General features: G+C 72.3%; 20 protein-coding genes and 1 riboswitch. Of the genes, 3 read left to right on the top strand and 17 right to left on the bottom strand.

The genetic code is table 11. The features are described 5' to 3' along the window. Positions 1–18: 18 nt before the first annotated feature. From BLU95_RS15805 to sodN, 7 genes are all read right to left on the bottom strand, one after another. Positions 19–1,086 (bottom strand): RNA polymerase sigma factor SigF, encoded by a 1,068-nt coding sequence (locus tag BLU95_RS15805; RefSeq protein WP_231978586.1) that lies wholly within the window; start codon positions 1,084–1,086, stop codon positions 19–21. Between the two features lie 164 nt (positions 1,087–1,250). Continuing rightward, positions 1,251–1,661 carry an ATP-binding protein gene (locus BLU95_RS15800; RefSeq protein WP_093860582.1) on the bottom strand — a complete coding sequence of 137 codons (411 nt, stop codon included), beginning with the start codon at positions 1,659–1,661 and terminating at the stop codon, positions 1,251–1,253. A 306-nt stretch (positions 1,662–1,967) separates the two neighbouring features. Further along, positions 1,968–2,444, bottom strand: a complete 477-nt coding sequence (locus tag BLU95_RS15795) for a GNAT family N-acetyltransferase (protein ID WP_093860581.1) — start codon at positions 2,442–2,444, stop codon at positions 1,968–1,970. Positions 2,445–2,525: 81 nt separating this feature from the next. Further along, positions 2,526–3,518 (bottom strand): ABC transporter substrate-binding protein, encoded by a 993-nt coding sequence (locus BLU95_RS15790; RefSeq protein WP_093860580.1) that lies wholly within the window; start codon positions 3,516–3,518, stop codon positions 2,526–2,528. Between the two features lie 54 nt (positions 3,519–3,572). After that, positions 3,573–4,367, bottom strand: a complete 795-nt coding sequence (locus BLU95_RS15785) for an ABC transporter ATP-binding protein (RefSeq protein ID WP_502689844.1) — start codon at positions 4,365–4,367, stop codon at positions 3,573–3,575. Next, entirely contained in the window at positions 4,364–5,455 is a 1,092-nt protein-coding gene (locus BLU95_RS15780; RefSeq protein WP_093860579.1) for an iron ABC transporter permease, read from the bottom strand. Before BLU95_RS15780 ends, BLU95_RS15785 begins: the two co-directional genes overlap by 4 nt. A 125-nt stretch (positions 5,456–5,580) precedes the next feature. Continuing rightward, positions 5,581–5,643, bottom strand: a riboswitch (cobalamin riboswitch). A gap of 177 nt (positions 5,644–5,820) precedes the next feature. Further along, a complete protein-coding gene (gene sodN, locus BLU95_RS15775) occupies positions 5,821–6,216 on the bottom strand; it encodes a superoxide dismutase, Ni (RefSeq protein ID WP_093860578.1) in 396 nt (131 codons plus the stop codon). 316 nt (positions 6,217–6,532) lie between these two features. Between sodN and sodX the strand changes: the two genes are divergently transcribed. Beyond that, positions 6,533–6,910: a nickel-type superoxide dismutase maturation protease gene (gene sodX, locus BLU95_RS15770; protein ID WP_093864900.1), complete on the top strand. Its 378-nt coding sequence runs from the start codon at positions 6,533–6,535 to the stop codon at positions 6,908–6,910. 67 nt (positions 6,911–6,977) lie between these two features. On the opposite strand, the gene BLU95_RS15765 is transcribed toward sodX, so the two are convergent. The 5 genes from BLU95_RS15765 to BLU95_RS15745 all read right to left on the bottom strand — a co-directional run bounded on the left by BLU95_RS15765 (position 6,978) and on the right by BLU95_RS15745 (position 11,782). Beyond that, positions 6,978–7,565, bottom strand: a complete 588-nt coding sequence (locus tag BLU95_RS15765) for a CGNR zinc finger domain-containing protein (protein WP_093860577.1) — start codon at positions 7,563–7,565, stop codon at positions 6,978–6,980. A 122-nt stretch (positions 7,566–7,687) separates the two neighbouring features. Further along, positions 7,688–8,488, bottom strand: coding sequence for an amino acid ABC transporter ATP-binding protein (locus tag BLU95_RS15760; RefSeq protein WP_093860576.1), 801 nt, complete (start codon positions 8,486–8,488; stop codon positions 7,688–7,690). Continuing rightward, entirely contained in the window at positions 8,485–9,435 is a 951-nt protein-coding gene (locus BLU95_RS15755) for an amino acid ABC transporter permease (protein ID WP_231978585.1), read from the bottom strand. Before BLU95_RS15755 ends, BLU95_RS15760 begins: the two co-directional genes overlap by 4 nt. Positions 9,436–9,493: 58 nt before the next feature. Next, positions 9,494–10,429 carry an ABC transporter substrate-binding protein gene (locus tag BLU95_RS15750; protein WP_093860574.1) on the bottom strand — a complete coding sequence of 312 codons (936 nt, stop codon included), beginning with the start codon at positions 10,427–10,429 and terminating at the stop codon, positions 9,494–9,496. 429 nt (positions 10,430–10,858) lie between these two features. Then, positions 10,859–11,782, bottom strand: coding sequence for an ABC transporter substrate-binding protein (locus BLU95_RS15745; protein ID WP_093860573.1), 924 nt, complete (start codon positions 11,780–11,782; stop codon positions 10,859–10,861). A 622-nt stretch (positions 11,783–12,404) separates the two neighbouring features. Between BLU95_RS15745 and BLU95_RS15740 the strand changes: the two genes are divergently transcribed. Together BLU95_RS15740 and BLU95_RS15735 are read left to right on the top strand one after the other, a co-directional pair. Beyond that, a complete protein-coding gene (locus tag BLU95_RS15740) occupies positions 12,405–13,601 on the top strand; it encodes an NAD(P)-dependent malic enzyme (protein WP_093860572.1) in 1,197 nt (398 codons plus the stop codon). A 259-nt stretch (positions 13,602–13,860) separates the two neighbouring features. Continuing rightward, a complete protein-coding gene (locus tag BLU95_RS15735; protein ID WP_093860571.1) occupies positions 13,861–14,823 on the top strand; it encodes a zinc-binding dehydrogenase in 963 nt (320 codons plus the stop codon). 156 nt (positions 14,824–14,979) lie between these two features. On the opposite strand, the gene BLU95_RS15730 is transcribed toward BLU95_RS15735, so the two are convergent. The 5 genes from BLU95_RS15730 to BLU95_RS15710 all read right to left on the bottom strand — a co-directional run bounded on the left by BLU95_RS15730 (position 14,980) and on the right by BLU95_RS15710 (position 23,590). Further along, entirely contained in the window at positions 14,980–16,059 is a 1,080-nt protein-coding gene (locus BLU95_RS15730) for a PadR family transcriptional regulator (protein ID WP_093860570.1), read from the bottom strand. Position 16,060: 1 nt separating this feature from the next. Continuing rightward, positions 16,061–16,990, bottom strand: coding sequence for a DUF4097 family beta strand repeat-containing protein (locus BLU95_RS15725; protein WP_093860569.1), 930 nt, complete (start codon positions 16,988–16,990; stop codon positions 16,061–16,063). Positions 16,991–17,187: 197 nt separating this feature from the next. Continuing rightward, positions 17,188–17,367, bottom strand: a complete 180-nt coding sequence (locus BLU95_RS15720; protein ID WP_030392846.1) for a DUF6104 family protein — start codon at positions 17,365–17,367, stop codon at positions 17,188–17,190. A gap of 48 nt (positions 17,368–17,415) precedes the next feature. After that, complete coding sequence (locus tag BLU95_RS44095) at positions 17,416–19,476, bottom strand: serine/threonine-protein kinase (protein WP_231978584.1); 2,061 nt, start codon at positions 19,474–19,476, stop codon at positions 17,416–17,418. 343 nt (positions 19,477–19,819) lie between these two features. Further along, entirely contained in the window at positions 19,820–23,590 is a 3,771-nt protein-coding gene (locus BLU95_RS15710) for a multifunctional oxoglutarate decarboxylase/oxoglutarate dehydrogenase thiamine pyrophosphate-binding subunit/dihydrolipoyllysine-residue succinyltransferase subunit (protein WP_093860568.1), read from the bottom strand. Between the last annotated feature and the right edge of the window lie 248 nt (positions 23,591–23,838).

Below are 23,838 nucleotides of genomic sequence, written 5' to 3'. Positions count from 1 at the left end.
CGGTCCTGTTCTCCGGCCCTACTCCTCCACCAGCAGCTTCTCCCGCAGCTGCGCGAGCGTCCGGGCGAGCAGTCGGGAGACGTGCATCTGGGAGATGCCCACCTCGGCCGCGATCTGCGACTGCGTCATGTTGCGGAAGAACCGCAGCACCAGGATCTTCTGCTCCCGGGGCGGCAGTTGGGCGAGCAGCGGCTTGAGCGACTCGCGGTACTCGACGCCCTCGAGGGCCTCGTCGGTGGCGCCCAGGGTGTCCGCGACGGCCGGCGACTCGTCGTCGTTGTCCGGCACGTCCAGTGACAGCGTGGAGTACGCGTTGGCGGACTCCAGCCCCTCCAGCACGTCCTCCTCGGAGATCCCGAGGTGCTCGGCCAGCTCGTGCACCGTGGGGGAGCGGCCGTGCCGCTGGGAGAGCTCGCTGGTCGCCGTGGTGAGCGACAGCCGAAGCTCCTGGAGCCGGCGCGGCACCCGGACCGCCCAGCCCTTGTCGCGGAAGTGCCGCTTGATCTCGCCGACGATGGTCGGCGTCGCGTAGGTGGAGAACTCGACCCCGCGCTCGTGGTCGAAGCGGTCCACCGACTTGATCAGCCCGATGGTGGCGACCTGGGTGAGGTCGTCCAGCGGCTCGCCCCGGTTGCGGAACCGCCGGGCCAGGTGCTCGACCAGCGGGATGTGCATCCGCACCAGCTGGTTGCGCAGCTCGACGCGCTCCGGGGAGCCCTCGGGCAGCGCGGACAGCCGGACGAACAGCGCCCGGGCCGCCTCGCGGTCCGGGGCACCGCTGCGCTGCGGACCCTGGGCGGGCACCGCGGCACGCAGCGCCCGCGCCGCCTCGTCGGCGGCGCCGTCCTCCGGGCCGTCGCTGTCCGGACCCCCGTCCGGGCGGTCGGCCGGCGGGAGGTCCGCGGCCGACGGCACGGGCGGGGGCGACTGATCGGGCGACGACTCGGGCGTCGGCTCGGTCGGCTGGCTCATCCGGTGGGCGTCCTTCGGGTGCGCTTCGTCGTTAGCGGCGAGGCCGGGGACGCTCGCCTGGGTCGGTACGGCAGGGCCCGCCGTCGCGAGGCCGGTACGGTCCAGATCACTCACGGCCATTCCCCCGTTCCGTTCCGGGAGCACCGGGACCGCCGGTCCCGGTTCGTCTCGATGGTCGTACCGCCGGGTGGGGGCGGTACCGGGAGCCGTCCGTCCGGCCCGGTGGTGCCGGGCGGACGGCCCTTGTTCGGTGCTGCTGCCGCGCTGCCGCGGCCGGCCTAGTGCGCGGCGGAGCCGCCGCGCTTCTTGTGCAGGCTGATCGACACGGTGTTGTCCTCGGCGACCGAGGACTCCACCTCGCCGGCCAGCGCGGAGAGCACGGTCCAGGCGAAGGTGTCGCGTTCGGGCGCCCGGCCGTCGGTGGTGGGCGCCGAGACGATCACCTTCAGGGAGTCGCCGACCAGGCGGAACTCGCAGGAGAGGACCGAGCCGGGAACGGCCTGCTGGAGCAGGATGGCGCAGGCCTCGTCGACCGCGATCCGCAGGTCCTCGATCTCGTCCAGGGTGAAGTCCAGCCGGGCCGCGAGGCCCGCCGTGGCTGTACGCAGGACCGAGAGATAGGCCCCGGCCGCGGGCAGTCGGACCTCTACGAAGTCCTGGACCCCGGGCTCGCCGTCGATCTGGGACACCCTCACCTCCTGGGTGACGCGCTGTGCTTCCGGGCCGGTGGCCGCGGCACTGTCTGTTGCTTGGCTCAACTGCTTCGCCCCAACTGTCCAGAGGGGTGGTGCGGTACGTACCGGTCATACCCCTCGGGGGTCGCCCGGACGCCGCCGTCCGCCCGAGACGTTACCGCGTTAGTGCCCCGGAGCGGGAGTCACTCATGGTAAGGCATCGCGACTCAGGGTGGCAGGGGTCCGACGAGGACCGTGCGCGCCCTCCGCGTACGCCCTCCGCGCGCCCGGACCGGGAGCGTCCGGGAGGGCGGGCCGGGGTCAGCGGGTGCCGGCGGCGACGAGGGCCTCGTCGGTGAGACGGTAGACGGTCCACCCGTTCATCGGCACTGCGCCGAGCGCCTCGTAGAAGTCGATCGAGGGCCGGTTCCAGTCCAGTACGGACCACTCGACCCGGGCGTAGCCGCGCTCGACGGCGATCCGGGCGAGTTCCAGCAGCAGCGCCTTGCCGTGGCCGCCGCCGCGGGCGGTCGGACTGACGTAGAGGTCCTCCAGGTAGATCCCGTGGCTGCCGCGCCAGGTCGAGAAGTTGAGGAACCAGAGCGCGAAGCCGACCGGCTCGCCGGTGGTGTCGTCCTCGGCGATCAGGCCGAACACGGCCGGCTGCTCGCCGAAGAGGGCGGCCCGCAGCTGCTCCTCGGTGGCGACCGCCTCGTGCGGGGCCTTCTCGTACTCCGCGAGCTCGTGGATCATGCGGTGGACGACGGGGACGTCGGCGGGGACTGCGGTGCGGATCATGCCTCCGAGCCTACTGGGGCCGTCCCCGGACCGTCCCGGGCCGCCCCGGGCCGTCGGGTCGAGGCCGGGACGGCCGGTGCCTCAGCGGGCCGGGACGGTCCGCAGATAGGCCGCCAGCGCGGTGATCGCGGCCGGGTTGCGGGGGCTCTCGACCAGGTCGACGTAGTCCAGGACGAGGATCCGGTCGTTGCGGACGGCCGAGACGCCGGCCAGCGGCGGGAAGGACTTCAGGAACCGCCGCTTCGCCTCGGCGTCCGGGGTGCCGTAGTTGTTGATCACGATCACCTCGGGGTCGCGCTCGACCACGGTCTCCCAGCCCACGGTGGCCCAGGAGTCGGCGAGGTCGCCGGTCACGTTCCGCCCGCCGGCCTTGGTGATGATCTCCTCCGGGGCGGCGAACCGGCCGGAGGTGAAGGGCTTGTCCTCGCCGCTGTCGTACAGGAAGACGCCCGGGCGGTAGGCCGGCTCGGGGACGGCGGCGATCTCCGCCTTGAACCCGGCGACCAGCCGGTCCGCCCGGTCCCGGACGTCGAAGATCTCGCCCAGGTTGGTGAGGTCCGTGTACAGCGCGTGCAGCGGGGACATCACCCCGCGCTCGGTGCCCTTGCCGCTGCGGCAGGACTCGGTGAGCACGTAGGAGCCGATGCCGAGGCCGGCCAGCGCCTGCGGGGTGACGCCGCTGCTCTCGTCGAAGCCGTAGTGCCAGCCGGCGAACACCAGGTCGGCCTTCGCCTCCAGCGCGATCTCCTTGGTGATCTGCTTCTTGGAGAGCCACGGGGCGCGCTGGTAGGCGTCCTTCCAGGCCACCTTGTCGACCTGGCCCTTGTCGTCCGGCATCACGTAGCCGGCCATCCGGTCCTCCAGCCCGAGCGCGAACATCAGCTCGGTGATGCCGACGTCGTTCGTCACCACCCGGGCGGGCTTCTGCGCGAAGGTCACCGGGGCACCGCAGTTCTCGACGGTCACCGGGTAGTGGGCGGAGGCGGCGGCGTCGCCGCCCGGGGCTATCTCGGCGCCGCAGCCGGTCAGGACGAGGGCGAGCAGAGCGGCGGTGGCAACGGCCTTGGTGCGCATGGTGGATCCTCGGGGCGGTGGACGGTCGGTGGTACGGGGAGCGGGCGGGGCCGGTCAGGACAGGCGGTCGAACAGCAGCTGGACGGCGCCGGTGACCGGGTGCCGGACCGGCGTCGCGCGGACCTTGAACACCTCCGCCAGCAGCGCCGGTTCGAGCACCTCGGCGGGCGTTCCGGAGGCGACGATCCGCCCCTCGGCGAGCACGTACAGCAGATCGCAGTGACCGGCGGCCAGATTGAGGTCGTGCAGGGCGGTGAGCACCGTCGTCCCGGTCTCCCGGACCAGCGCCAGCACCTCCAGCTGATGGGTGATGTCCAGGTGGTTGGTGGGTTCGTCGAGCACCAGCACCCGGGGTTCCTGGACCAGCGCGCGGGCGATCAGCACCCGCTGCTTCTCGCCCCCGGAGAGGCTCAGGAAGCCCCGGCCGGCCAGGTGCCCGGCGCCGACCCGGCCGAGCGCGGCGGCGCAGTGCTCCTCGTCGGCCGCGGACGGGCCGCCCAGGGCGCCGCGCCGGTGCGGCAGCCGGCCCATGCCGACCACCTCGGCGACGGTGAAGTCGAACTCGGCGGAGTGCTCCTGCGGCAGCGCCGCCACCCGCCGGGCGGCCTCGCGCGGGGCGAGCCGGTGGATCTCCTCGCCGCCGAGCAGGACGGCCCCGGCGGCGGGCCGCAGCGCCCGGTAGACGCAGCGCAGCAGGGTGGACTTGCCGCTGCCGTTCGGGCCGACCAGGCCGACCACCTGGCCGGCGGCGGCGGTCAGGGTGACCTCGTGGACCAGTCTGACGCCGGCCAGGTCGACCGAGACCCGGTCGACGGCGAGGTCCAGGGCGCCGGTGCCGGCGGCGCTCACCGGCCGCCCCCGAAGGCGTAGCCGCGACGGCGCATCAGCAGCAGGAAGCAGGGCACCCCGACGGCCGCGGTGACCACGCCGACGGGCAGTTCGGCGGGGGCCAGCAGGGTGCGCGAGACGATGTCCACCCAGACCAGCAGCAGGGCCCCGGCGAGCGGCGCGACCAGCAGCAGCCGGCGGTGGCCGGCGCCGACCAGCATCCGGGCCAGGTGCGGGACCATCAGTCCGACGAAGCCGATCGCCCCGCTGACCGCGACCACGGTGCCGGTGACGGCCGCGGTCACCACGAACAGCGCGCGCCGCAACCGGTCCGGGTCCACACCGAGCGAGGCGGCCGTCTCGTCGCCCATCGCCAGCGCGTCCAGCCGCCCGGCGGCCCGGGCCAGGTACGCCAGGCCGGCCAGGACGGTGACGGCGGCGATCGGCACCGAGCCCCAGGTGGCCCCGCCCAGGCTGCCGAGCAGCCACATCATGGCCGAGCGGGCGGCCTCGCCGCGGGCGGCGGCGAAGACCATCAGCGCGGTCACGGCGGAGAAGCCGTAGGACATCGCGGTGCCGGTGAGCACCAGCCGCAGCGGCGTGAGCCCGTGGGCGGTACGGGCCGTCAGGTAGACCAGCACCATGGCCAGCAGGGCCGACACGAAGGCGGAGGCGGAGAGCGCCCAGACGCCGAGCGAGGCGAAGGCGCCGAACATCAGCACGGCGTTGGCGCCGACCGAGGCCCCGGAGGAGATGCCGAGCACGAAGGGGTCGGCGAGCGCGTTGCGGACCATCGCCTGGACGGCGACCCCGGTGGCGGCGAGTCCGGCGCCGACCACGGCGGCCAGGACGGCGCGCGGCAGCCGGATCTCCCAGACGATGGCGTACGCGGCCGCCTCGTCGGCCTCCAGCCGCCCGCCTGTCAGGCCCGCGCCCAGGAGTCGCAGGACCTGTCCCCAGCCGAGGCCGGCGGAGCCCACTGCGACGGCGCAGACCAGCGAGCCGAGCAGGGCCGCGGCGAGCGCGACGGCCAGTGGGAGGGCGGGTGTCCGGCGGTGGCCCGGTGGGGCCGCGGCGGTGGCCGGTGCGACCGTGGTGGTGCTGCTCACTGGTGGCACGCCTTGCCTCGGGCCGGGTGCGGCGAGGGGCGGCGCGGCCGGTCGCGGGTGTGCCGGGGCGCCATCCCCTCGCAGTCCGCGGCGAGTTGTCGGGAGGTCGGCGCCCCCGGGCGATCGGGCTCACGGCCGCGGGGGCCGCTTACCGTTGCGGGTCAGCGCCGGATTCGCACCGGCTTCCCCCGCGGGACGCCCTGGCAGCATAACAAGCGCTCCCGTGCTGAGACCCTTACCGCCCGAACGCTCGTACCCGTCCGGCCCGTCCGGCCCGTCCGGCCCGAACGCGCGACCGGCCCCGGACGCACGGCCGCCCCCGCCCGGATCCGGACGGGGGCGGCCGAAAGGCGACCGGGCGGGGATCAGCCCTGCTTGGTCTCCCAGAAGATCTTGTCCACCTCGGCGATGAGGTCGAGCAGCGCCTGGCCGGTGGCCGGGTCGGTGGACGCCTTGGCGGCCGAGGCGGCCTTCAGGGTGTCGTTGATGAGCTGGTGCAGCTGCGGGTACTTCTCGAAGTGCGGGGCCTTGAAGTAGTCGCTCCACAGCACCGAGATGTGGTGCTTGACGGCCTCGGCGCGCTGCTCCTTGATGATGACCGCGCGGGCGCGGAAGTGCGCGTCCTCGTTGGCCTGGTACTTCTCCTGGGTGGCCTTGACCGACTCGGCCTCGATCCGGGCCTGGGCCGGGTCGTAGACACCGCAGGGCAGGTCGCAGTGGGCGTGGGCGGTGGCGCGGGGTGCAAACAGACGAGAGATCATGGGAGTCCTTCCTTGGATCGTCTTCCCGCGCCCGAGATTACCTGTCGGACCGTCCGGGCTCCCGGCCGGGCGGCCCGCCCGGGGCAAATGACGGAGCCGGAACCGGATCAATCCGGACATCGGCGGGCGTCGGCCGGTGCGGCAGACTGGTGCCCGACAGTGCGACGGCCCGACAGGGCGACGACACGACAGCAGGACGCGGGACACGGCGGGACGCGAGCCGGGAGGAGGAGCCGTGGCACGGAGCGCGGAACCGGAGGACGGGCCGCCGGGCGGCGGCGCGCCGTTCGGGCTGATCGACGTGGCGGGGGACTCGATGGTGCCGACGCTGCGCGACGGGGACCAGCTGCTGGTCCGTTACGGCGGGCGGATCCGGCCCGGTGCGGTGGTGGTGTTCCGTCACCCGTTCCAGCAGAACCTGCTGGTGGTCAAGCGGGCCGACGGTCGTCGCCCCAAGGGCTGGTGGCTGCTCTCCGACAACCGGCCGGTGGACAGCGACAGCCGCAGCTACGGAGCGGTGCCGGACGAGCTGGTGCTCGGCCGGGTGCTGCTGCGGCTGCGCCCGCGCCCGGCCTGGCTGGCGCCCGGACGGCGGCTGGAGCGGCTGTTGCTGGCCGCCCCGCTGGCACGGGTGCCCGGGCTCGCCCGCCGCCTCGGCGTCTGGATCCGGCCGGAGGAACTCCCGGTCCGCTAGGCCGCGCGGCCTCGTCCCCGTGCCGACGGGACTCCCGGTCCGCAGCCGGTACCGCCCGGCGGCTCCGTCAGCGCCCGGCCGCCGCGGCCTCCTGGGCCTCCAGGCGCTTGCGGGCCCGGTAGGCGGCGACATTGGCGCGGGTGGCGCAGCGGTCCGAGCAGTACCGGCGGGACCGGTTGGTCGAGGTGTCCAGATAGGCGTTGCGGCAGGGCGCGGCCTGGCAGATGCCGAGCCGGTCGGCACCCAGTTCGGTCAGGTGGACGGCCAGGCCCATGCAGGCGACGGCGCTGAAGTGCGCCGTGGCGGTCGGCGAGTTGTCGGCGAGGTGCAGGTGCCAGCGGGGCCGGCCGGCCGCGTCGAGGTAGTCGTGCCCGGAGACCAGCGGGCTGACCGGGAACTCCATCAGCAGGCTGTTCAGCAGGTCGACGCTGCGCACCTCCTCGCCCTCGGCGGCGGCCTCGAAGACCCCGCGCAGCCGGGTGCGGACGGCCCGCAGCCGGGGCAGGTCCGATTCGTCGGCGAGGCTACGGGCACGGGAGGAGTCCGAGAACAGCGCCCGCACCCCGTCCACCGAGGTCAGCGAGTCGGTGCCGCGCTCGGGCTCCTCGGTGTTCACCAGCCGGACGGCCAGATCGGCGTACGAGGCGAGCTCCACGGTGGTCCTTCCAGAGATCGGTAACGGGCTGATTGCCTTAAGCCTATTACCCGCGGGGCGAAAGCGGGAAAAGCGCGGCGCCCGGCAGGATCGGCCTGCCGGGCGCCGTCGAAAGGGTGGGCTCAGAGCACCTTGGAGAGGAAGGCGCGGGTGCGCTCGTGCTGCGGGTTGCTGAGGACCTCGCGGGGGGTGCCGGACTCGACCACCACACCGCCGTCCATGAACACCAGCGCGTCGCCGACCTCGCGGGCGAAGCCCATCTCGTGGGTGACCACGATCATGGTCATGCCCTCCTCGGCGAGCCCGCGCATGACGTCGAGCACCTCGCCGACCAGCTCGGGGTCGAGCGCCGAGGTCGGCTCGTCGAAGAGCATCAGCTTGGGCTTCATCGCGAGCGCCCGGGCGATCGCCACCCGCTGCTGCTGGCCGCCGGAGAGCTGGGAGGGGTAGTTCCCGCTCTTGTCGGCCAGGCCGACCCGCTCCAGCAGGGCCATCGAGCGTTCCCTGGCCTCGGCCCTGGACTCGCGCTTGACCTGGACCGGCGCCTCCATCACGTTCTCCACCGCGGTCATGTGCGGGAAGAGGTTGAAGCGCTGGAACACCATGCCGATGTCCCGCCGCTTGAGCGCGACCTCGCGGTCCTTGAGCTCGTAGAGCTTGTCGCCGCGCTGCCGGTAGCCGACCATCTCGCCGTCCACCCAGAGGCGGCCGCCGTTGATCTTCTCCAGGTGGTTGATGCAGCGCAGGAAGGTGGACTTGCCGGAGCCGGACGGGCCGACCAGGCAGAACACCTCACTCTGCTCGACCTGCAGGTCGATGCCCTTGAGCACCTCCACCAGGCCGTAGGACTTGTGCACGCCCTCGGCCTTCACCATCGGGCCGCCGTTGCCGGCCTCGGCCGGGGTCTTGGTCAGGTCGGTCATACGTGGCCGCCTCCCTCGAGTCCGGGGACCACGTCGTTCTTGGCCTTCGGGGTGGGCCTGCCGCGGAACAGCAGCCGCAGCCGCTGGATCGGTGTGGGCGGCAGGGTCCGGTTCGCACCTCGAGCGTAGTGCCGCTCGATGTAGTACTGCCCCACGGTGAGGATCGAGGTCATGAGCAGGTAGTAGATGCTGACGGCGACCAGGACCGGGATGGTCTGGAAGGTCCGCGAGTAGATGTCGTGGCCGGCCGTGAACAGCTCGGCCAGCGAGATGACCTGGACCAGCGAGGTGGTCTTGAGCATCGAGATGGTCTCGTTGCCGGTCGGCGGGATGATCACCCGCATCGCCTGCGGGAGCACGATCCGGCGCAGCGTGGCCGCGCGGCTCATGCCCAGCGCGTGGGCGGCCTCGGTCTGGCCCTCGTCGACGGACTGGATGCCGCCGCGGACGATCTCCGCCATGTACGCCGCCTCGTTGAGGCCGAGGCCCAGCAGGGCGGCGGTGAAGGTCGGGATCAGGGTGTTGGTCGACTCGGACCAGAACTCGGGCCCGAACGGGATGCCGATCGACAGGTTCGGCCACAGGGCGCCCAGGAAGTTCCAGAACACCAGCTGCACCAGCACGGGGGTGCCGCGGAAGATCCAGATGTAGAACCAGGCCGTCCCCGACAGCAGGGGGTTCGGCGAGAGCCGCATGATCGCGAGGAGCACGCCGCCGACCACGCCCATCAGCATGGACAGGGCGGTCAGCTCGAGCGTCACCCAGATTCCGTGGATGATCTGCTCGTTGGTGAGCGTGTCTCTGACGACGTCCCACTGGAACGCGGGGTTGAAGATCAGGGCGTGGAGCAGCATCGCCGCCAGGACGACGATGACTACTGCTCCGGCCCAGCGTCCGGGGTGGCGCACCGGGACGGCCTTGATGGTCTCAGGCCGTCCCGATTTCACCGCCCCCTGCTCGGAAGATTTCACCTTGGGGCCTCAGGGGGTGTGGTGGTGCGGAGGATCAGCTCTTGGCGGCGTTGATCTCGGACTTGTCGATCGCGCCGGCCTCGACGCCCCACTTCGCCAGGATCTGCTTGTAGGTGCCGTCGGCGATCAGCGACTGGACGGCGCCCTGGACGGCGGGGGAGAGCGGGGACCCCTTGTCGACGACGACGCCGTAGGGCGCGCTGTCGTAGGTCTCGCCGAGCTTCTCCAGCTGGCCGTTGGTCTGCTTGATCGCGTAGTCGACGACCGGGGAGTCGGCCATCATCACCTGGTCGCGGCCGGAGACCAGCGCGGTGGTGACGTCGGTCTGGAGGGTGAACTTGTCACCGTCGTTGGGGATGGTCGGCTTGCCGGCCTTGGTGCACTCCGGGTTGCGGACGTCGGTGATCTCCTGGGCCTGGGTGGTGCCGGTCTGGACGGCCACCTTCTTGCCGCAGAGGTCCTTGGGGTCGATCTTGTCCGGGTTGCCCTTCTTGACCGCGACGGCGCTGCCCGCGGTGAAGTAGGTGACCATGTCGACGGTCTGCTCGCGCTCCTTGGTGTCGGTGAAGGAGCTCATGCCGAGCTGGTACTTCTTCGCCGTGATGCCCGGGATGATCGAGGTGAAGTCGGCGTTCTGCACGTCGGCGGTGAGACCGAGCTTCTTGGCGATCGCGTTGGCCAGGTCGACGTCGAGGCCGACGATGTTGCCCTTGTCGTCCTTGAACTCGTTGGGCGCGTAGGAGGCGTCGGCGGCGACGATCAGCTTGCCGGAGGACTTGACGTCGGCGGGGACGAGCCCGGCGAGCGCGGGGTCGGCGGACACGGCGGCGACGCTGACGCTGGGGTTGGCCGCACTGCTGCCGCCGCTGGAGGAGGACTTGCTGCTGCCGCAGGCGGTCAGCACGAGCGACGCGGACGCGAGCACCGCCGCGGAGGCGAGGAGGCGGGTGCGCTGGGTACGGGCGATCATGGGGGATCTCCTCCTGAGGGAGAGGTCGGACGGGCGTGCCACGGGGGAGCGGCGCGCCGGAGCAGCAGAGCCGTACGGCGCTGTACGGCCGGGCAGGGAGAACACGCAAGGTGGTACCGGGTACTGCTCTCCGCCACCGTCCGCCGAGGTGGGCGTTGACCGAACCGCCTCGACCAGTGGCCGGCTCGATCCGAGATGGGGGGAATCCTGCCATCTGATGACGCTCGGGTGGCCCTCATTCAGATCAAAATCGGATAACGGGGGGCCGCGCTGTCCGCTATTCGGACGAATACCGTGTCCCTGTCACCCTGCGTATAAGTATGCAGATCTCCCTGCGGTCCGCCCGGAGGCCCGGCCGCGCACTCGCCCGATCGTGCGCCCGCTCCGCGGCGGCCCGGACCCCCGCCCGACCCCCTGCCCGGACCTGGCTCAGATGCCTCCGTTGACCACCGCGTTCTGGGCCGCGCCGGCGGTGACGTTCCACTTGGCGAGGATCTTGTCGTACTCGCCGCTGCGGATCAGCTGGTCGATCGCCTTGGCCAGGACGTCGCGCAGCTCGGTGTCCTCCTTGCGCAGCGCTATCCCGTACGGGTTGGACCGGGACTGCGCGCCGGTCACCTCGAAGCGGTTGCCGCCGTCGGTGTTCTTCGCCGCGTAGGCGGCCACCGGGAAGTCGTTCAGGCCCGCCTGCGCCGCGCCGGAGGCGACCTCGGCCAGGGCCTTGGCGTCGTTGTCGAACTTGTGGACGGTGAGCGGCTTGTTGGCCCGGGTGCAGGCGGTGACCTGGCGGGCGACGATCTCGTCCTGGGTGGTGCCGCTCTGCACCGCGACGGTCCGGCCGCAGAGGTCGTCCAGGCCGCGGATGCCCTTGGGGTTGCCCTTGGGCACCACGATCGAGGTGCCGGCGATGAAGTAGTCCACGAAGTCCACCGCGAGGCCGGTCGACTTGCCGGCCTCGTCCACGCCGTCCCGGCGCTGGCGGATGTCGCTGAGCGCGGACATCGCCACGTCGTACTGCTTGTGGTGGAGATTCGGTACGAGCTTGTCGAAGGGAGTGTCGACGTACTCGATCCGCAGGTCGAGGATCCGGCCGAGCGCCGCGGCGATGTCCGGGTCCAGGCCGTCGGGCTTGCCGTCGGAGCCGCGGAACTCCACCGGCGGGTAGTTGACGTCCATCCCGATCCGCAGCACCTTGCCTGCCTGCTGGGCGCTCGGGACCTTCGCCCGGAGCTGCTGGAGCGGGTCCTCGGCGACCTTCTCGTCCCCGCCGCAGCCGGTCAGCAGCAGGGTTCCGGCGGTGGCGACGGCGAGCGCGGCGGGGGCCCGGCGGTGGGACTGGGCACGGTGGTGCATCGGTTGCTCCTGAGGGAGGGAGGGGGAGGCGCCGCGGCGTCGCGGAGATGGACGCGAGATGGCGGAACAACGGATCCTCCCATCCCGACCTGCCGCGTCCGTGGGCGGGTGTGTCAGAATTCGGTACCGGGTGACCCCCGACGCTCGAACCGGACCGCCGGGCCGCAATCAGGCCCGGGGTGCACAGGAACGGAAGTCCAGAACGTCGACTCCGTATCCGTCGGCACCGGCCTCCCACCGTGTCCGTGTTCACTCCCGCGGGTGTGCGTACGTGTGCGCCATTGCCGCGGCCGGGGTCCGGTTCTCATGGTTCCTGGTGCCCACAGGTGGCCGTGAGGCGTACGACAACCATGTGACTTGGACGAAAAGGCATGGGTGCGATGCCCTCGTCCGACCTACGCTCGGCCCGGAAGCACAGCGCGGACCACACGCGGACAACTCCATAAACCCTCATTTCGAGGCGCCCGTCCGACGGCGGCGCCCCGACCCAGCCTTCCCCCGGGGGTGCTTCGGCGTTCCCGGGTTCCGCTGACCGGCCGCCGGTCACCGGATGCCGGGACCGGCCGGGTCGTCCGCACCGTCGGCCGGGTGTCCTCGCTCGATCAATGACGAAGAGGTCATCGTGGCAGCGGAGATCATCCACAGCAGTACCCAGGACACCGACGATCCGGTCGACGCCGTGTTCGCGCTCCACCGCGGCGGCAAGATGGAGGTCCGGGCGACCGTCCCGGTGCGCGACGCGGACGACCTGTCCCTCGCCTACACCCCCGGTGTCGCCCGCGTCTGCACGGCCATCGCCGAGCAGCCCGAGCTCGTGAACGACTACACCTGGAAGGCCAACACGGTGGCCGTGGTCACCGACGGCACCGCCGTGCTGGGCCTCGGCGACATCGGCCCCGAGGCCTCGCTCCCCGTCATGGAGGGCAAGGCGATCCTGTTCAAGCAGTTCGGCGGCGTGGACGCCGTGCCGATCGCGCTCGCCTGCACCGACGTGGACGAGATCGTCGAGACCGTGGTCCGGCTCGCCCCGTCCTTCGGCGGCGTCAACCTGGAGGACATCTCGGCCCCGCGCTGCTTCGAGATCGAGCGCCGGCTCCAGGAGGCCCTGGACATCCCGGTCTTCCACGACGACCAGCACGGCACCGCGATCGTCACCACCGCCGCGCTCTGGAACGCGGCCGAGGTGACCGGCCGCGAGATCGGCTCGCTGCGCGCCGTCATCTCCGGCGCCGGCGCGGCCGGCATCGCCATCGCCAAGATGCTGCTGGCGGCCGGCATCGGCGACGTGGCCGTGTGCGACCGCAAGGGCGTGGTGCACGAGGGCCGCGGGGACCTGACCGACGTCAAGGCGGAGATCGCCGGGCTGACCAACCGGACCGGCCTCAAGGGCACCCTGGCCGACGCGATGGCCGGCGCCGACGTCTTCATCGGCGTCTCCGGCGGCACCGTGCCGGAGGAGGTCGTCGCGACCATGGCCCCGGGCGCGTTCGTCTTCGCCATGGCCAACCCGAACCCGGAGATCCACCCCGAGGTCGCGCACAAGTACGCCGCCGTGGTGGCCACCGGGCGCAGCGACTTCCCGAACCAGATCAACAACGTGCTGGCGTTCCCGGGCATCTTCGCCGGCGCGCTGCAGGTCCGGGCCACCCGGATCACCGAGGGCATGAAGCTGGCCGCCGCCAAGGCGCTGGCCGGCGTGGTGGCCGACGAGCTGACGCCGCAGAAGGTCATCCCCTCGCCGTTCGACGAGCGGGTCGCCCCGGCCGTCAGCAAGGCCGTCGCCGAGGCCGCCCGGGCCGAGGGCGTCGCCCGCCGCTAGGGGTTGTCTGACAATTCCCGCCGCGCGCGCGACGCCGGGCATCCCGCCTGGACGCACCGCCGAATCGTCCAAGTACGTCCAGTACGAGGACGCTTCGGCGGCACGCCCAGCCGGGCGCCCAACGCCGCGCGCTGATGCGACGCGAATTGTCAGACAACCCCTAGCCGGTCCGAGCACCGGAACCCCGCCCGGGCCCGGGACACGCGTCACACTCACGCGTTGTTCCGGGCCCGGGGGCGTTCTGGCTATCGTCCGGTGCATGTTTGCTGCCTATGCCGCACGAATCGACGCCGCCGACCCGCTGAGCGGGCTGGAGCTGGGCGAACGCCCCGAACCCGTGGCCCGGCCGGGCTGGAGCGTGGTCACGGTCCGGGCCGCCAGCCTGAACCACCACGACCTCTGGTCGCTGCGCGGGGTCGGGCTGCCCGCCGAGAAGCTTCCGATGATCCTCGGCTGCGACGCCGCCGGCATCGACGAGCACGGCAACGAGGTGGTCCTGCACTCCGTCATCGGCCAGAGCGGGCACGGGGTCGGCCCGGACGAGCCGCGCTCGATCCTGACCGAGCGCTATCAGGGCACCTTCGCCCAGCAGGTGGCCGTCCCCACCTGGAACCTGCTGCCGAAGCCCGCCGGACTCTCCTTCGAGGAGGCGGCCTGCCTGCCCACGGCCTGGCTGACGGCCTACCGGATGCTGTTCACCAACGCCGGGGTGAAGCCCGGTGACACCGTGCTGGTGCAGGGCGCCGGCGGCGGGGTGTCGACCGCGCTGGTGGTGCTCGGCAAGGCGGCCGGCCTGCGGGTCTGGGTCACCGGCCGGGACGCGGCCAAGCGGGACCGGGCGCTGGAGCTCGGCGCCGACGCGGTGTTCCCGGGCGGGGCCAGGCTGCCCGAGCGGGTGGACGCGGTGATGGAGACGGTCGGCGCCGCGACCTGGTCGCACTCGGTGAAGTCGCTGCGGCCGGGCGGCACGATCGTCATCTCCGGGGCCACCTCGGGACCCAGCCCGGCGGCCGCCGAACTCAACCGGATCTTCTTCCTGGAGCTGCGGGTGGTCGGCTCGACCATGGGGACCAAGGAGGAGCTGGCCGGGCTGCTGTCGTTCTGCGCCACCACCGGGGTCCGGCCGGTGATCGACTCGGTGCTGCCGCTGGACGGGGCGCCGGAGGCGCTCGCCCGGCTGGCCAAGGGCGAGGTGTTCGGCAAGCTCGTGCTGACGCCGTGAGCCGCTGACGGCGGGACCCCGTGAGCCACTGACGCCGTGAGCCGCTGACGCCTTGGGCCGCCGACGGCCGGGCGGCGCGGGCCCGGCACGCCGTGGGCCCGTGACGCGCCGGTGCCCGGCTCCCTGTGCGGGGAGCCGGGCACCGGGCGGGCCGGATCAGGAACGGTCGAGCAGACGCCTCAGCCGCTCGCCGGCGGTGCCGAGCACGGCGCGCGCCTCGGCCAGCCGGGCGGGGGTCACCCCGCCGTCCCTGGCCGCGTCGCGCACCTGGTCCCGGAAGCGGTCGAGCAGCCGCTCCAGTTCCCGGGCCGGGTCGCCGGCCGGGTCGACGGCGGTCCACCCGGGCAGATCGGCCGGGACCGCGTCGGGCGGCCCGTCCAGGTCGGTCTTGTCCAGGTCGATCCGGGTGACCGTGACCCGCTCGGCGGCGGGGTCCTCCTTGGACTCCCCGGGCTGTCCCCAGCGGGCCGCGTCGGCCAGCCCGGCCAGGCCCTTGGTCAGCTCCGAGAGCCCCTCGGCCAGCCCGGTCGGCCAGTCGCCGCGGGCCGCGTGCTCGCGGACCTGCTGTTCCACCCGCCGCTTGATCCGCAACGCCTCCTGCTGGGCCGCGGTCCGGGCCGCCCGGGACTGCTCGCGCAGCCGGCGGGCCTCCTCCTCGGCGGCCTTCGCCTTGGCCTTGGCGGCATTCTCCTGCTCCTTGGCGCGCTTCGCCTGCTCCTTGGCCTGCCGCTTGAAGGTGGCGAACTCCTCCTTGGCGCGCTGCCAGGCGGCCTGGTCGCCCCACGGCCCGGCCCACGGGTTCCCGCCGTTCTCCCGGCCCGTCCCCCCGGCGTCCGGGGTGCCGTGCCCGGCCTGCTCGGCCGCCGCGCCCCAGAGCTGCTCGCGCAGGTCCTGGGCGCTGTCCCGGACGTCCTCGCGGATCGCCCCGGCGAGCTGGGTCACCGAGTCGTGGATCTCCAGCTCCAGCTCGTCCAGCTCGCCCTGCCGGGTGGCGAGTTCGGCGCGCCCGGCGTCGGTGAGCCGGTAGACCTTGCGACCGCCCTCGGTGCTGTGGGCGACCAGCCCCTCCTGCTCCAGCTTGGCGAGCCGCGGGTAGACGGTGCCGGCGGAGGGCGCGTACAGGCCCTGGAAGCGCTCCTCCAGCAGGCGGATGACCTCGTAGCCGTGGCGCGGGGACTCGTCGAGCAGCTTGAGCAGGTAGAGCCGGAGCCGGCCGTGGCCGAAGACGGGGGTCATGTCAGGCCTCCTTGGTGAGGTCGGGGCCGGTGCCGGGGGTGTCGGACTCGGTGAGGTCGGGGGCGGACAGTTCCCGGGGGGCGCGGGTGTCCTCCTCGGCCTCCGGCCGCTGGAGCACGGTGACCGCGCCGGAGACGGTGGTGACCGAGAGGCTGCCGCTGCCGTCGCCCAGCTGGCCGGAGAGCCGCTTGGTGCCCCAGTTGCCGGCGACGGTGAGCTCCTCGAAGCCGGAGGAGAGGTCGCCGCTGGTGGTGCCGGCCTCGACCTTGGTGCCGGTCAGGGCGGGCAGCCGGACGCCGACCGCGCCGCTGACCGTGTTGACCTTGATCCGGGCGGGGGTGGCGGCCGCGAGGTCCAGGGTGACCGCGCCGGTGACGGCGTTGGCGCTGACCTGCTCGGCGGTGCCGGCGAGCACGGTGAGCCGGCCGGAGACGGTGTTCAGCCGCAGCTGCCCGGCCACCGACTGGGCGTCCACGTCACCGGTGACGGTGTTGGCGTCGGTCCGCCCGGTCAGGCCGACCAGGGTGATGTCGGCGTTGGCGGTCTGGGTCGAGACGTGCTCGGTGAAGCCGGAGACCGTCGTCGCGGCCGAGACGGTGCCGACCTTGACCTCGGTGCCGGCCGGGACGGTCACGGTGACGGCGGCGGTCCGCTTGCGCTTGAAGGAGGAGAAGAAGCCCTTCACCGACTCGACCGACTTGAGCACGTCGCCGAACTCGTTCCAGCTGCTGAGGTCCTTGTAGGTGACGGTGAGGACGCCGTCGACCAGGGTGACGTGCAGCGGCTCGCCCTTGAGTTCGGCGACCTCCAGCCGGGCGGGGCCCTCGGCGGCGACCACGTTGACCGTGCCGTCGATGGTCCGCACCTGGAGCGTGCGGACCGTCTCCTCGATGGTGATCCTGTCGGGTCCTTCGACCGTCCACTGGCTCATCTCTGCCGCCTCCCGTTGACTGGACTCGCGATGTATCGCGTCCTCTTCCAAAGACGATATATCGCGTGACGGCGAAGTCAAGGGAGTCCGACCCCGAGGCCGACCCGGAGCGAACCCCGAGACGTGCCCCTACGGGAGCATGCGAGAGGGCCCGGAGGCGGTTGCCTCCGGGCCCTCGGGACCAGCGTTTCACCAGGTCACTCGTCGTCCTCGTCGTCGAGCCTGGCCAGCCAGGTGGCCAGCCGCTCCACCGGGACCTCGAAGTCCGGGTTGAGGTCGACGAACTCGCGCAGGCGCTCGGCCAGCCACTCGAAGGTGACCTCCTCGTCGCCGCGCCGGCTCGCCAGCTCCTCGATGCCTCGGTCGGTGAAATACACGGTTCGCTCCGGTCCGGTGGGGATTCGACCTGGTCAGGATAGACCGGGTCAGCTGGCGCGCCAGGTGCTCACGGTGAGCTTCACCGCGCCGGTGGTGACGTCGGCGACCTCGATCACCGCGACGGCGATGTTGCGGGTGACCCGGTCCCGGATGCACAGCAGGCGGCCCGGCGAGACCCGGTTGAAGGACAGGTCGGTGTCGGGCCGGGAGTCGATCGCGACGGCGCACTGGTCGGGCGTCACGGTGGACTCGGTGATCACCGCGAAGTCCGACTTGTTGTCGCCCGCGGTGACGAAGGAGTTGGCCTTGCTGCTGCTGCCGGTGGCGTTCAGGCCCAGGCCCCACTTGAGGTCGGTGCCGCGCGGCACCACCGTCCCGGCGTCCAGGTCGATCCGGTAGGAGTCGTAGTAGGCGTCGGTGCCGGGGATCGACAGCGGCTTCTGCGCCAGCAGCGGGGAGTAGCCGGTCGGCCGGGCCGGCGCGGTCACACCGGGGCCGCCCGCGGCCGACGGGGCCGAGGTCACCGCTCCGGAGGAGGAGTCGGAGGACTTGGTCGCGGACGGAGTGGGGGTGGTCGCGGGCGTGGTCGCGGGGGTGGTCGCGGCCGCGGTGGCGGCGCCGGCCGGCGGCGCGGCCGGCTGGGAGCCTCCCGAGCCCGAGCCCGACTGGTGGGCGGAGTTGGTCTTGTCGTCGTCCTTGCTGAACTTGGCCATCAGCGCGACACCGCCGGCCGTACCGCCGACCGCCATCACCAGGGCGACGGTCAGCAGCACCTTCCAGGAGACACCGCCCTTGCTGCGGGCCTGCGCGGGCGGGGGCGCCGGGCTGTCGGTGACCACCGGTCCGGGTGGTGGGGTGTCGTAGGAGGGCGGCTCCTGCCGCAGCTGGAGGGTGGGCGGAGTGCCGAGCAGCGGGCCGGTGGGGGCCTCGGTGGGCGGCTGGGCGGCGCCGTACGCGCCGAGCGGCGGCGGGACGAAGCCGGGCGGCGGGGTGTCCGGCCGCACCGGGCCGAAGCCGGGCGGCGGCGGGCCGAAGGACGGCGTGGTGGCCGCGTGGGTGGCGGGTGCCGAGGCGGGCGGCGGCGGGGTCAGCGGGGTCAGCGGGGACGACCCGGACGGCGGTCCCGACGGCGGCGGGGGCGCGGCCGGCAGCGGGGTGGGCGGGGTCTTCGGCAGGTCGGAGCGGCGGGTGATCTCGGTGTTGACCTGGCGGGGCAGCCAGTCGTCGGCGAAGCGCAGCTGGCCGCCGACGCTCGGGTGGTTGCGGGCGACGTCGATGATCTCGGCCGGCCGGGGCCGGTCCTCCGGGGACTTCGCCAGGCAGCGCAGGACCAGCTCGCGCAGGTCGGCCGGCACGGCGTCCAGGTCGGGCTGCTCGTGCACCACCCGGTAGAGCACGGCGGTGTCCGGGCCGTCGCCGAACGGCGCGCTGCCGCCGGCCACGTACGCGGCCAGCGCGCCGAGCGCGAACACGTCGGTCGCCGGGGTGACCGGGCGGCCCTGGGCCTGCTCCGGCGACATGAAGGCGGGCGAGCCGATCCGGTAGCCGGTGCCGGTCAGGGCGGTGGCGTCGGCGGCCCGGGCGATGCCGAAGTCGATCACCCGCGGGCCGTCGCCGGCCACCAGCACATTGGCCGGCTTGAGGTCGCGGTGGACCACCTCGACGCTGTGGATGGCCTGCAGCGCCTCGGCGATGCCGCCCATCAGCAGCAGCACGGTGCGCACCGGCAGCGCGCCGTTCTCGCGGACCACCTGCTGCAGCGAGGGTCCGGGGACGTAGGCGGTGACCAGCCACGGCGCGTCCGAGTCCAGACCGCCGGAGTCGATCACCTGGGCGGTGTAGAGGCCGTGGATGCGCTGGGCGTTGGAGACCTCCTGGGCGAACCGGCGGCGGAACTCGCCGTCCTCGGCGAACTCCGGGCGGACCACCTTCAGCGCCACCGGCCGGCCGCCGGGCGTGTAGGAGAGGTAGACGCGGCCCATGCCGCCGGCCCCGAGCCGGGCGAACAGCCGGTAGCCGCCCACCTCCCTGGGGTCGTCGGGAAGCAGCGGCTGGAAGACCGGCGGGAGGGGTGGGGCGGCGGCGTCCCGTGGCGTGTCGGCGGTCATGCGGTTCTGATCCCCCTGGGAGAGCGGTGAGGTCCACCGGACGCCGCCGGTGGGCGCGACGACGGGCACCCGGCCGACGGTCCGGCGAGGCATAACCTATCGACCCGTCAGCCGGCCGCGCAGGCCGGTGCCGCTTTGGTTGCAGAGCTGGGACCTTCGCACACGGCGCGGGCACGGCCCGTCCGGGCCGGTCGCCGCCGTCCGGGCCCACGGTTCGTCCGGGCCCGCCGGTTCGCCCGGGCCGGTCGCCGCCCGGGAACGACGGCGGCCCCCCGCCTTCCTGGGATCCAGGGAGACGGGGGGCCGTTGCCGTGTCGGCGGACGTCCGGTGGGAACCGGTGCGTCAGATCGTGAAGATCTCCTCCAGCAGCGCCTGCTGCTCGGCGCCGTGGCGCTTGGCCGAGCCGACCGCGGGGGCCGAGGAGGCGGTGCGGGCGACGCGGCGCAGTCGCGGGCCGTCGGCGCTGCGGCCGATGACGACCTGCAGGTGGTCGACCAGGTTCATCGCGATGAACGGCCAGGCACCCTGGTTGGCCGGCTCCTCCTGCGCCCAGACGAACTGGACGTCGTCGCCGTACTTGGCCAGCTCCTCCTGGAGCTCGGCCACCGGCAGCGGGTAGAGCCGCTCGACCCGGACGATCGCGGTGTCGGTGATGCCGCGCTCGGTGCGGGCCGCCTCCACGTCGTAGTAGAACTTGCCGGCCGTGATGACGACCTTGCGGACGTTCGCCGGGTCGACGGTGGTGTCGCCGATGACCGGGCGGAACGAGCCGGACAGGAACTCCTCGGTCGCACTCGCCGCCGCCTTCAGACGCAGCATCGACTTCGGGGTGAAGACGACCAGCGGCTTGTGGTGCGGGTTGTGCGCCTGCCAGCGCAGCAGGTGGAAGTAGTTCGACGGCAGGGTCGGCATGGCGACCGTCATGTTGTCCTGCGCGCACATCTGCAGGAAGCGCTCCGGGCGCGCGGACGAGTGGTCCGGTCCCTGGCCCTCGTAGCCGTGCGGCAGCAGCAGGGTGACGCCCGAGTGCTGGCCCCACTTCTGCTCGGCGGAGGCGATGTACTCGTCCACCATGGTCTGCGCGCCGTTGACGAAGTCGCCGAACTGCGCCTCCCACATGACCAGCGCGTTCGGGCGGGTCAGCGAGTAGCCGTACTCGAAGCCCATCGCCGCGTACTCGGACAGCAGGCTGTCGTACACGGTGTAGCGGGCCTGGTCCTCGGTGAGGTACTGCAGCGGGGTGTAGTCCTCGCCGGTGGTCCGGTCGATCAGGACGGCGTGCCGCTGGCCGAAGGTGCCGCGGCGGCTGTCCTGGCCGGCCAGGCGGACCGGGTGGCCCTCCATGAGCAGCGAGCCGATGGCGAGGGTCTCGCCCATCGCCCAGTCGATGGTGTTGTCCTCGACCGAGGCGGCGCGGCGCTGCAGCTGCGGCAGCAGTCGCGGGTGGACGGTCAGCCAGTCCGGCAGGTTGACCTGCGAGGCGGCGATCCGCTTGACCATCTCCTGGGAGATGCCGGTCCGGATGGTGACCGGGAAGTCGGCGACCGGCTTGCCGTTGGTGGCGGCGGCCGGGGCCTGGGCGGCGTCGCGGACCTCGGCGAACACCTTCTCCAGCTGGCCCTGGAAGTCCTGGAGCGCCTGCTCCGCCTCTTCCATGGTGATGTCGCCGCGACCGATCAGGCCCTCGGTGTAGAGCTTGCGCACCGAGCGCTTCTTGTCGATCAGGTCGTACATCAGCGGCTGGGTGAACGACGGGTTGTCGGCCTCGTTGTGACCGCGGCGGCGGTAGCAGATGAGGTCGATCACGACGTCCTTGTGGAACTCCTGACGGAACTCGAAGGCGAGCCGCGCGACGCGGACCACGGCCTCCGGGTCGTCGCCGTTCACGTGGAAGATCGGCGCCTCGATCATGCGGGCCACGTCGGTGCAGTACATCGAGGAGCGGCTGGAGGCCGGGGCGGCGGTGAAGCCGACCTGGTTGTTCACCACGACGTGCACGGTGCCGCCGGTGCGGTAGCCGCGCAGCTGCGACATGTTCAGGGTCTCCGCGACGACGCCCTGGCCGGCGAAGGCCGCGTCGCCGTGGATCTGGATCGGCAGCACCGGGAAGGTCGTGCCGCCCTGGTCCAGGATGTCCTGCTTGGCGCGGGCGATGCCCTCGACGACCGGGTCCACGGCCTCCAGGTGGGAGGGGTTCGCGGCCAGCGAGACCTTGATGGTCTCGCCGTCCAGGCCGGTGAAGGTGCCCTCGGAGCCGAGGTGGTACTTCACGTCGCCGGAGCCGTGCATCGACTTCGGGTCGAGGTTGCCCTCGAACTCGCCGAAGATCTTGCCGTACGGCTTGCCGACGATGTTGGCCAGCACGTTCAGGCGGCCGCGGTGGGCCATGCCGATGACGGCCTCGTCCAGGCGGTGCTCGGCCGCCGAGTCGATGGTGGCGTCCAGCAGCGGGATGAGGGACTCGCCGCCCTCCAGCGAGAAACGCTTCTGCCCGACGTACTTGGTCTGCAGGAAGGTCTCGAAGGCCTCGGCCGAGTTCAGCCGGCGCAGGATGCGCAGCTGCTCCTCGCGCTCCGGCTTGGTGTACGGCTTCTCCAGGCGCTCCTGCAGCCACTTGCGCTGCTTCGGGTCCTGGATGTGCATGTACTCGATGCCGACCGTGCGGCAGTACGTGTTGCGCAGCAGGCCGAGGATGTCGCGGAGCTTCATCATCCGCTGACCGCCGAAGCCGCCGACCGCGAACTCGCGCTCCAGGTCCCACAGGGTGAGGCCGTGGGTGGTGACGTCCAGGTCGGGGTGCTTGCGCTGCTTGTACTCCAGCGGGTCGGTGTCGGCCATGAGGTGGCCGCGGACCCGGTAGGAGTGGATCAGCTCGATGACGCGGGCGGTCTTGTTGACCTCGTCGTCGTGCGTGGTGGCGACGTCGGTGGCCCAGCGGACGGGCTCGTACGGGATCCGGAGGGACTCGAAGATCTCGTCGTAGAAGCCGTTCTGCCCCAGCAGCAGCTGGTGGATCGTGCGCAGGAACTCGCCCGACGCCGCGCCCTGGATGACGCGGTGGTCGTAGGTCGAGGTCAGCGTCATGATCTTGGAGACGCCGAGGCGGGCCAGGGTCTCCGGGGCGGAGCCCTGGAACTCGGCCGGGTACTCCATGGCGCCGACACCGACGATGGTGCCCTGGTTCTGCATCAGGCGCGGCACGGAGTGCACGGTGCCGATGCCGCCGGGGTTGGTCAGCGAGACCGTGACGCCGGTGAAGTCGTCCATGGTCAGCTTGTTGGCGCGGGCCCGGCGGACGATGTCCTCGTAGGCCTGCCAGAAGCCGAAGAAGTCGAGGGTCTCGGCCTTCTTGATGGCCGCGACGACGAGCTGGCGGTCGCCGTTCGGCTTGACCAGGTCGATGGCCAGGCCGAGGTTCACGTGCTCGGGCTTGACCAGGTAGGACTTGCCGTCCTCCACCTTGTAGCTGTGGTTCATGCCCGGGGAGGCCTTGACGGCCTGGACCAGGGCGTAACCGATCAGGTGGGTGAAGGAGACCTTGCCACCGCGGGCGCGCTGCAGGTGGTTGTTGATGACAATGCGGTTGTCGATCAGCAGCTTGGCCGGGACGGCGCGGACCGAGGTGGCGGTCGGCACCTCCAGCGAGGCGTCCATGTTGGTGGCGACGGCCTTGGCCGGGCCGCGGAGCTGAACCAGCTCGGGGCCCGCGCTCACGGGGGCCGGCGCGGGCGCCGGGACGGCGGCCTTGGGCGCCGGGGGCGCGGCCGGGGCGGCGGCGAGCGGCGCGGGCGCCACCGGGGCCGCGGGAGCCGTCGGGGCCTGCTGCGCCGGCGCGGGGGCGGCCGGGGCGGCGGGGGCCTGGACGGCCGGAGCGGCGGTGGGCGCGGGGGCGGCGGCGGGGGTCGGCGTCACGCCGACCTGGGTCGCGGCCTGGGTCACTGGGGTCACCTCGGTACCGGGCTTGTAGTCGGCGAAAAAGTCCCACCAGGCTCGGTCGACCGAGTTCGGGTCCTGGAGGTACTGCTGGTAGATCTCGTCGACGAGCCACTCATTGGGGCCGAAGCCAGTGGAGCTAGCCGAGCTGTTGGGGTGTTCAGGGGACTGTGGCGACACGGCGGCAACCGCCCTCTTCCGCTTCCTTTTGGGATGTTTGGACAGCGGGGATTAAGGCTACGCCTCCGACCAGTGATCGCGCAGTCCCCGGGGGGCAGGCGTCGCCCAGATCACAGTCCTGACCTGCTGTTTGGCTGGAAATGTGCGTTAGAAAGCCACATCGGCGGGGAACCGACCGCTTCCGATCGCCATCCAAAGGATGCCAAATACGGACAAATCGGGGCGCAGGTCCTGTTTGTGCACTGTGT

It is taken from the genome of Streptomyces sp. TLI_053, from assembly GCF_900105395.1.
In the GTDB taxonomy this organism is placed as follows: Bacteria; Actinomycetota; Actinomycetes; order Streptomycetales; family Streptomycetaceae; genus Kitasatospora.
The sequence above is the reverse complement of the archived record's forward strand: the minus strand, read 5'-3'. Positions and strand labels throughout refer to the sequence as shown.

Excerpts from the sequence above, each read along its gene's own strand:
- BLU95_RS15795 (WP_093860581.1), bottom strand. The coding sequence starts at position 2,444 with ATGATCCGCACCGCAGTCCCCGCCGACGTCCCCGTCGTCCACCGCATG.
- BLU95_RS15790 (WP_093860580.1), bottom strand. The coding sequence starts at position 3,518 with ATGCGCACCAAGGCCGTTGCCACCGCCGCTCTGCTCGCCCTCGTCCTG.
- sodN (WP_093860578.1), bottom strand. The coding sequence starts at position 6,216 with ATGATCTCTCGTCTGTTTGCACCCCGCGCCACCGCCCACGCCCACTGC.
- sodX (WP_093864900.1), top strand. The coding sequence starts at position 6,533 with ATGGTGCCGACGCTGCGCGACGGGGACCAGCTGCTGGTCCGTTACGGC.
- BLU95_RS15760 (WP_093860576.1), bottom strand. The coding sequence starts at position 8,488 with ATGACCGACCTGACCAAGACCCCGGCCGAGGCCGGCAACGGCGGCCCG.
- BLU95_RS15750 (WP_093860574.1), bottom strand. The coding sequence starts at position 10,429 with ATGATCGCCCGTACCCAGCGCACCCGCCTCCTCGCCTCCGCGGCGGTG.
- BLU95_RS15745 (WP_093860573.1), bottom strand. The coding sequence starts at position 11,782 with ATGCACCACCGTGCCCAGTCCCACCGCCGGGCCCCCGCCGCGCTCGCC.
- BLU95_RS15735 (WP_093860571.1), top strand. The coding sequence starts at position 13,861 with ATGTTTGCTGCCTATGCCGCACGAATCGACGCCGCCGACCCGCTGAGC.
- BLU95_RS15730 (WP_093860570.1), bottom strand. The coding sequence starts at position 16,059 with ATGACCCCCGTCTTCGGCCACGGCCGGCTCCGGCTCTACCTGCTCAAG.
- BLU95_RS15725 (WP_093860569.1), bottom strand. The coding sequence starts at position 16,990 with ATGAGCCAGTGGACGGTCGAAGGACCCGACAGGATCACCATCGAGGAG.
- BLU95_RS44095 (WP_231978584.1), bottom strand. The coding sequence starts at position 19,476 with ATGACCGCCGACACGCCACGGGACGCCGCCGCCCCACCCCTCCCGCCG.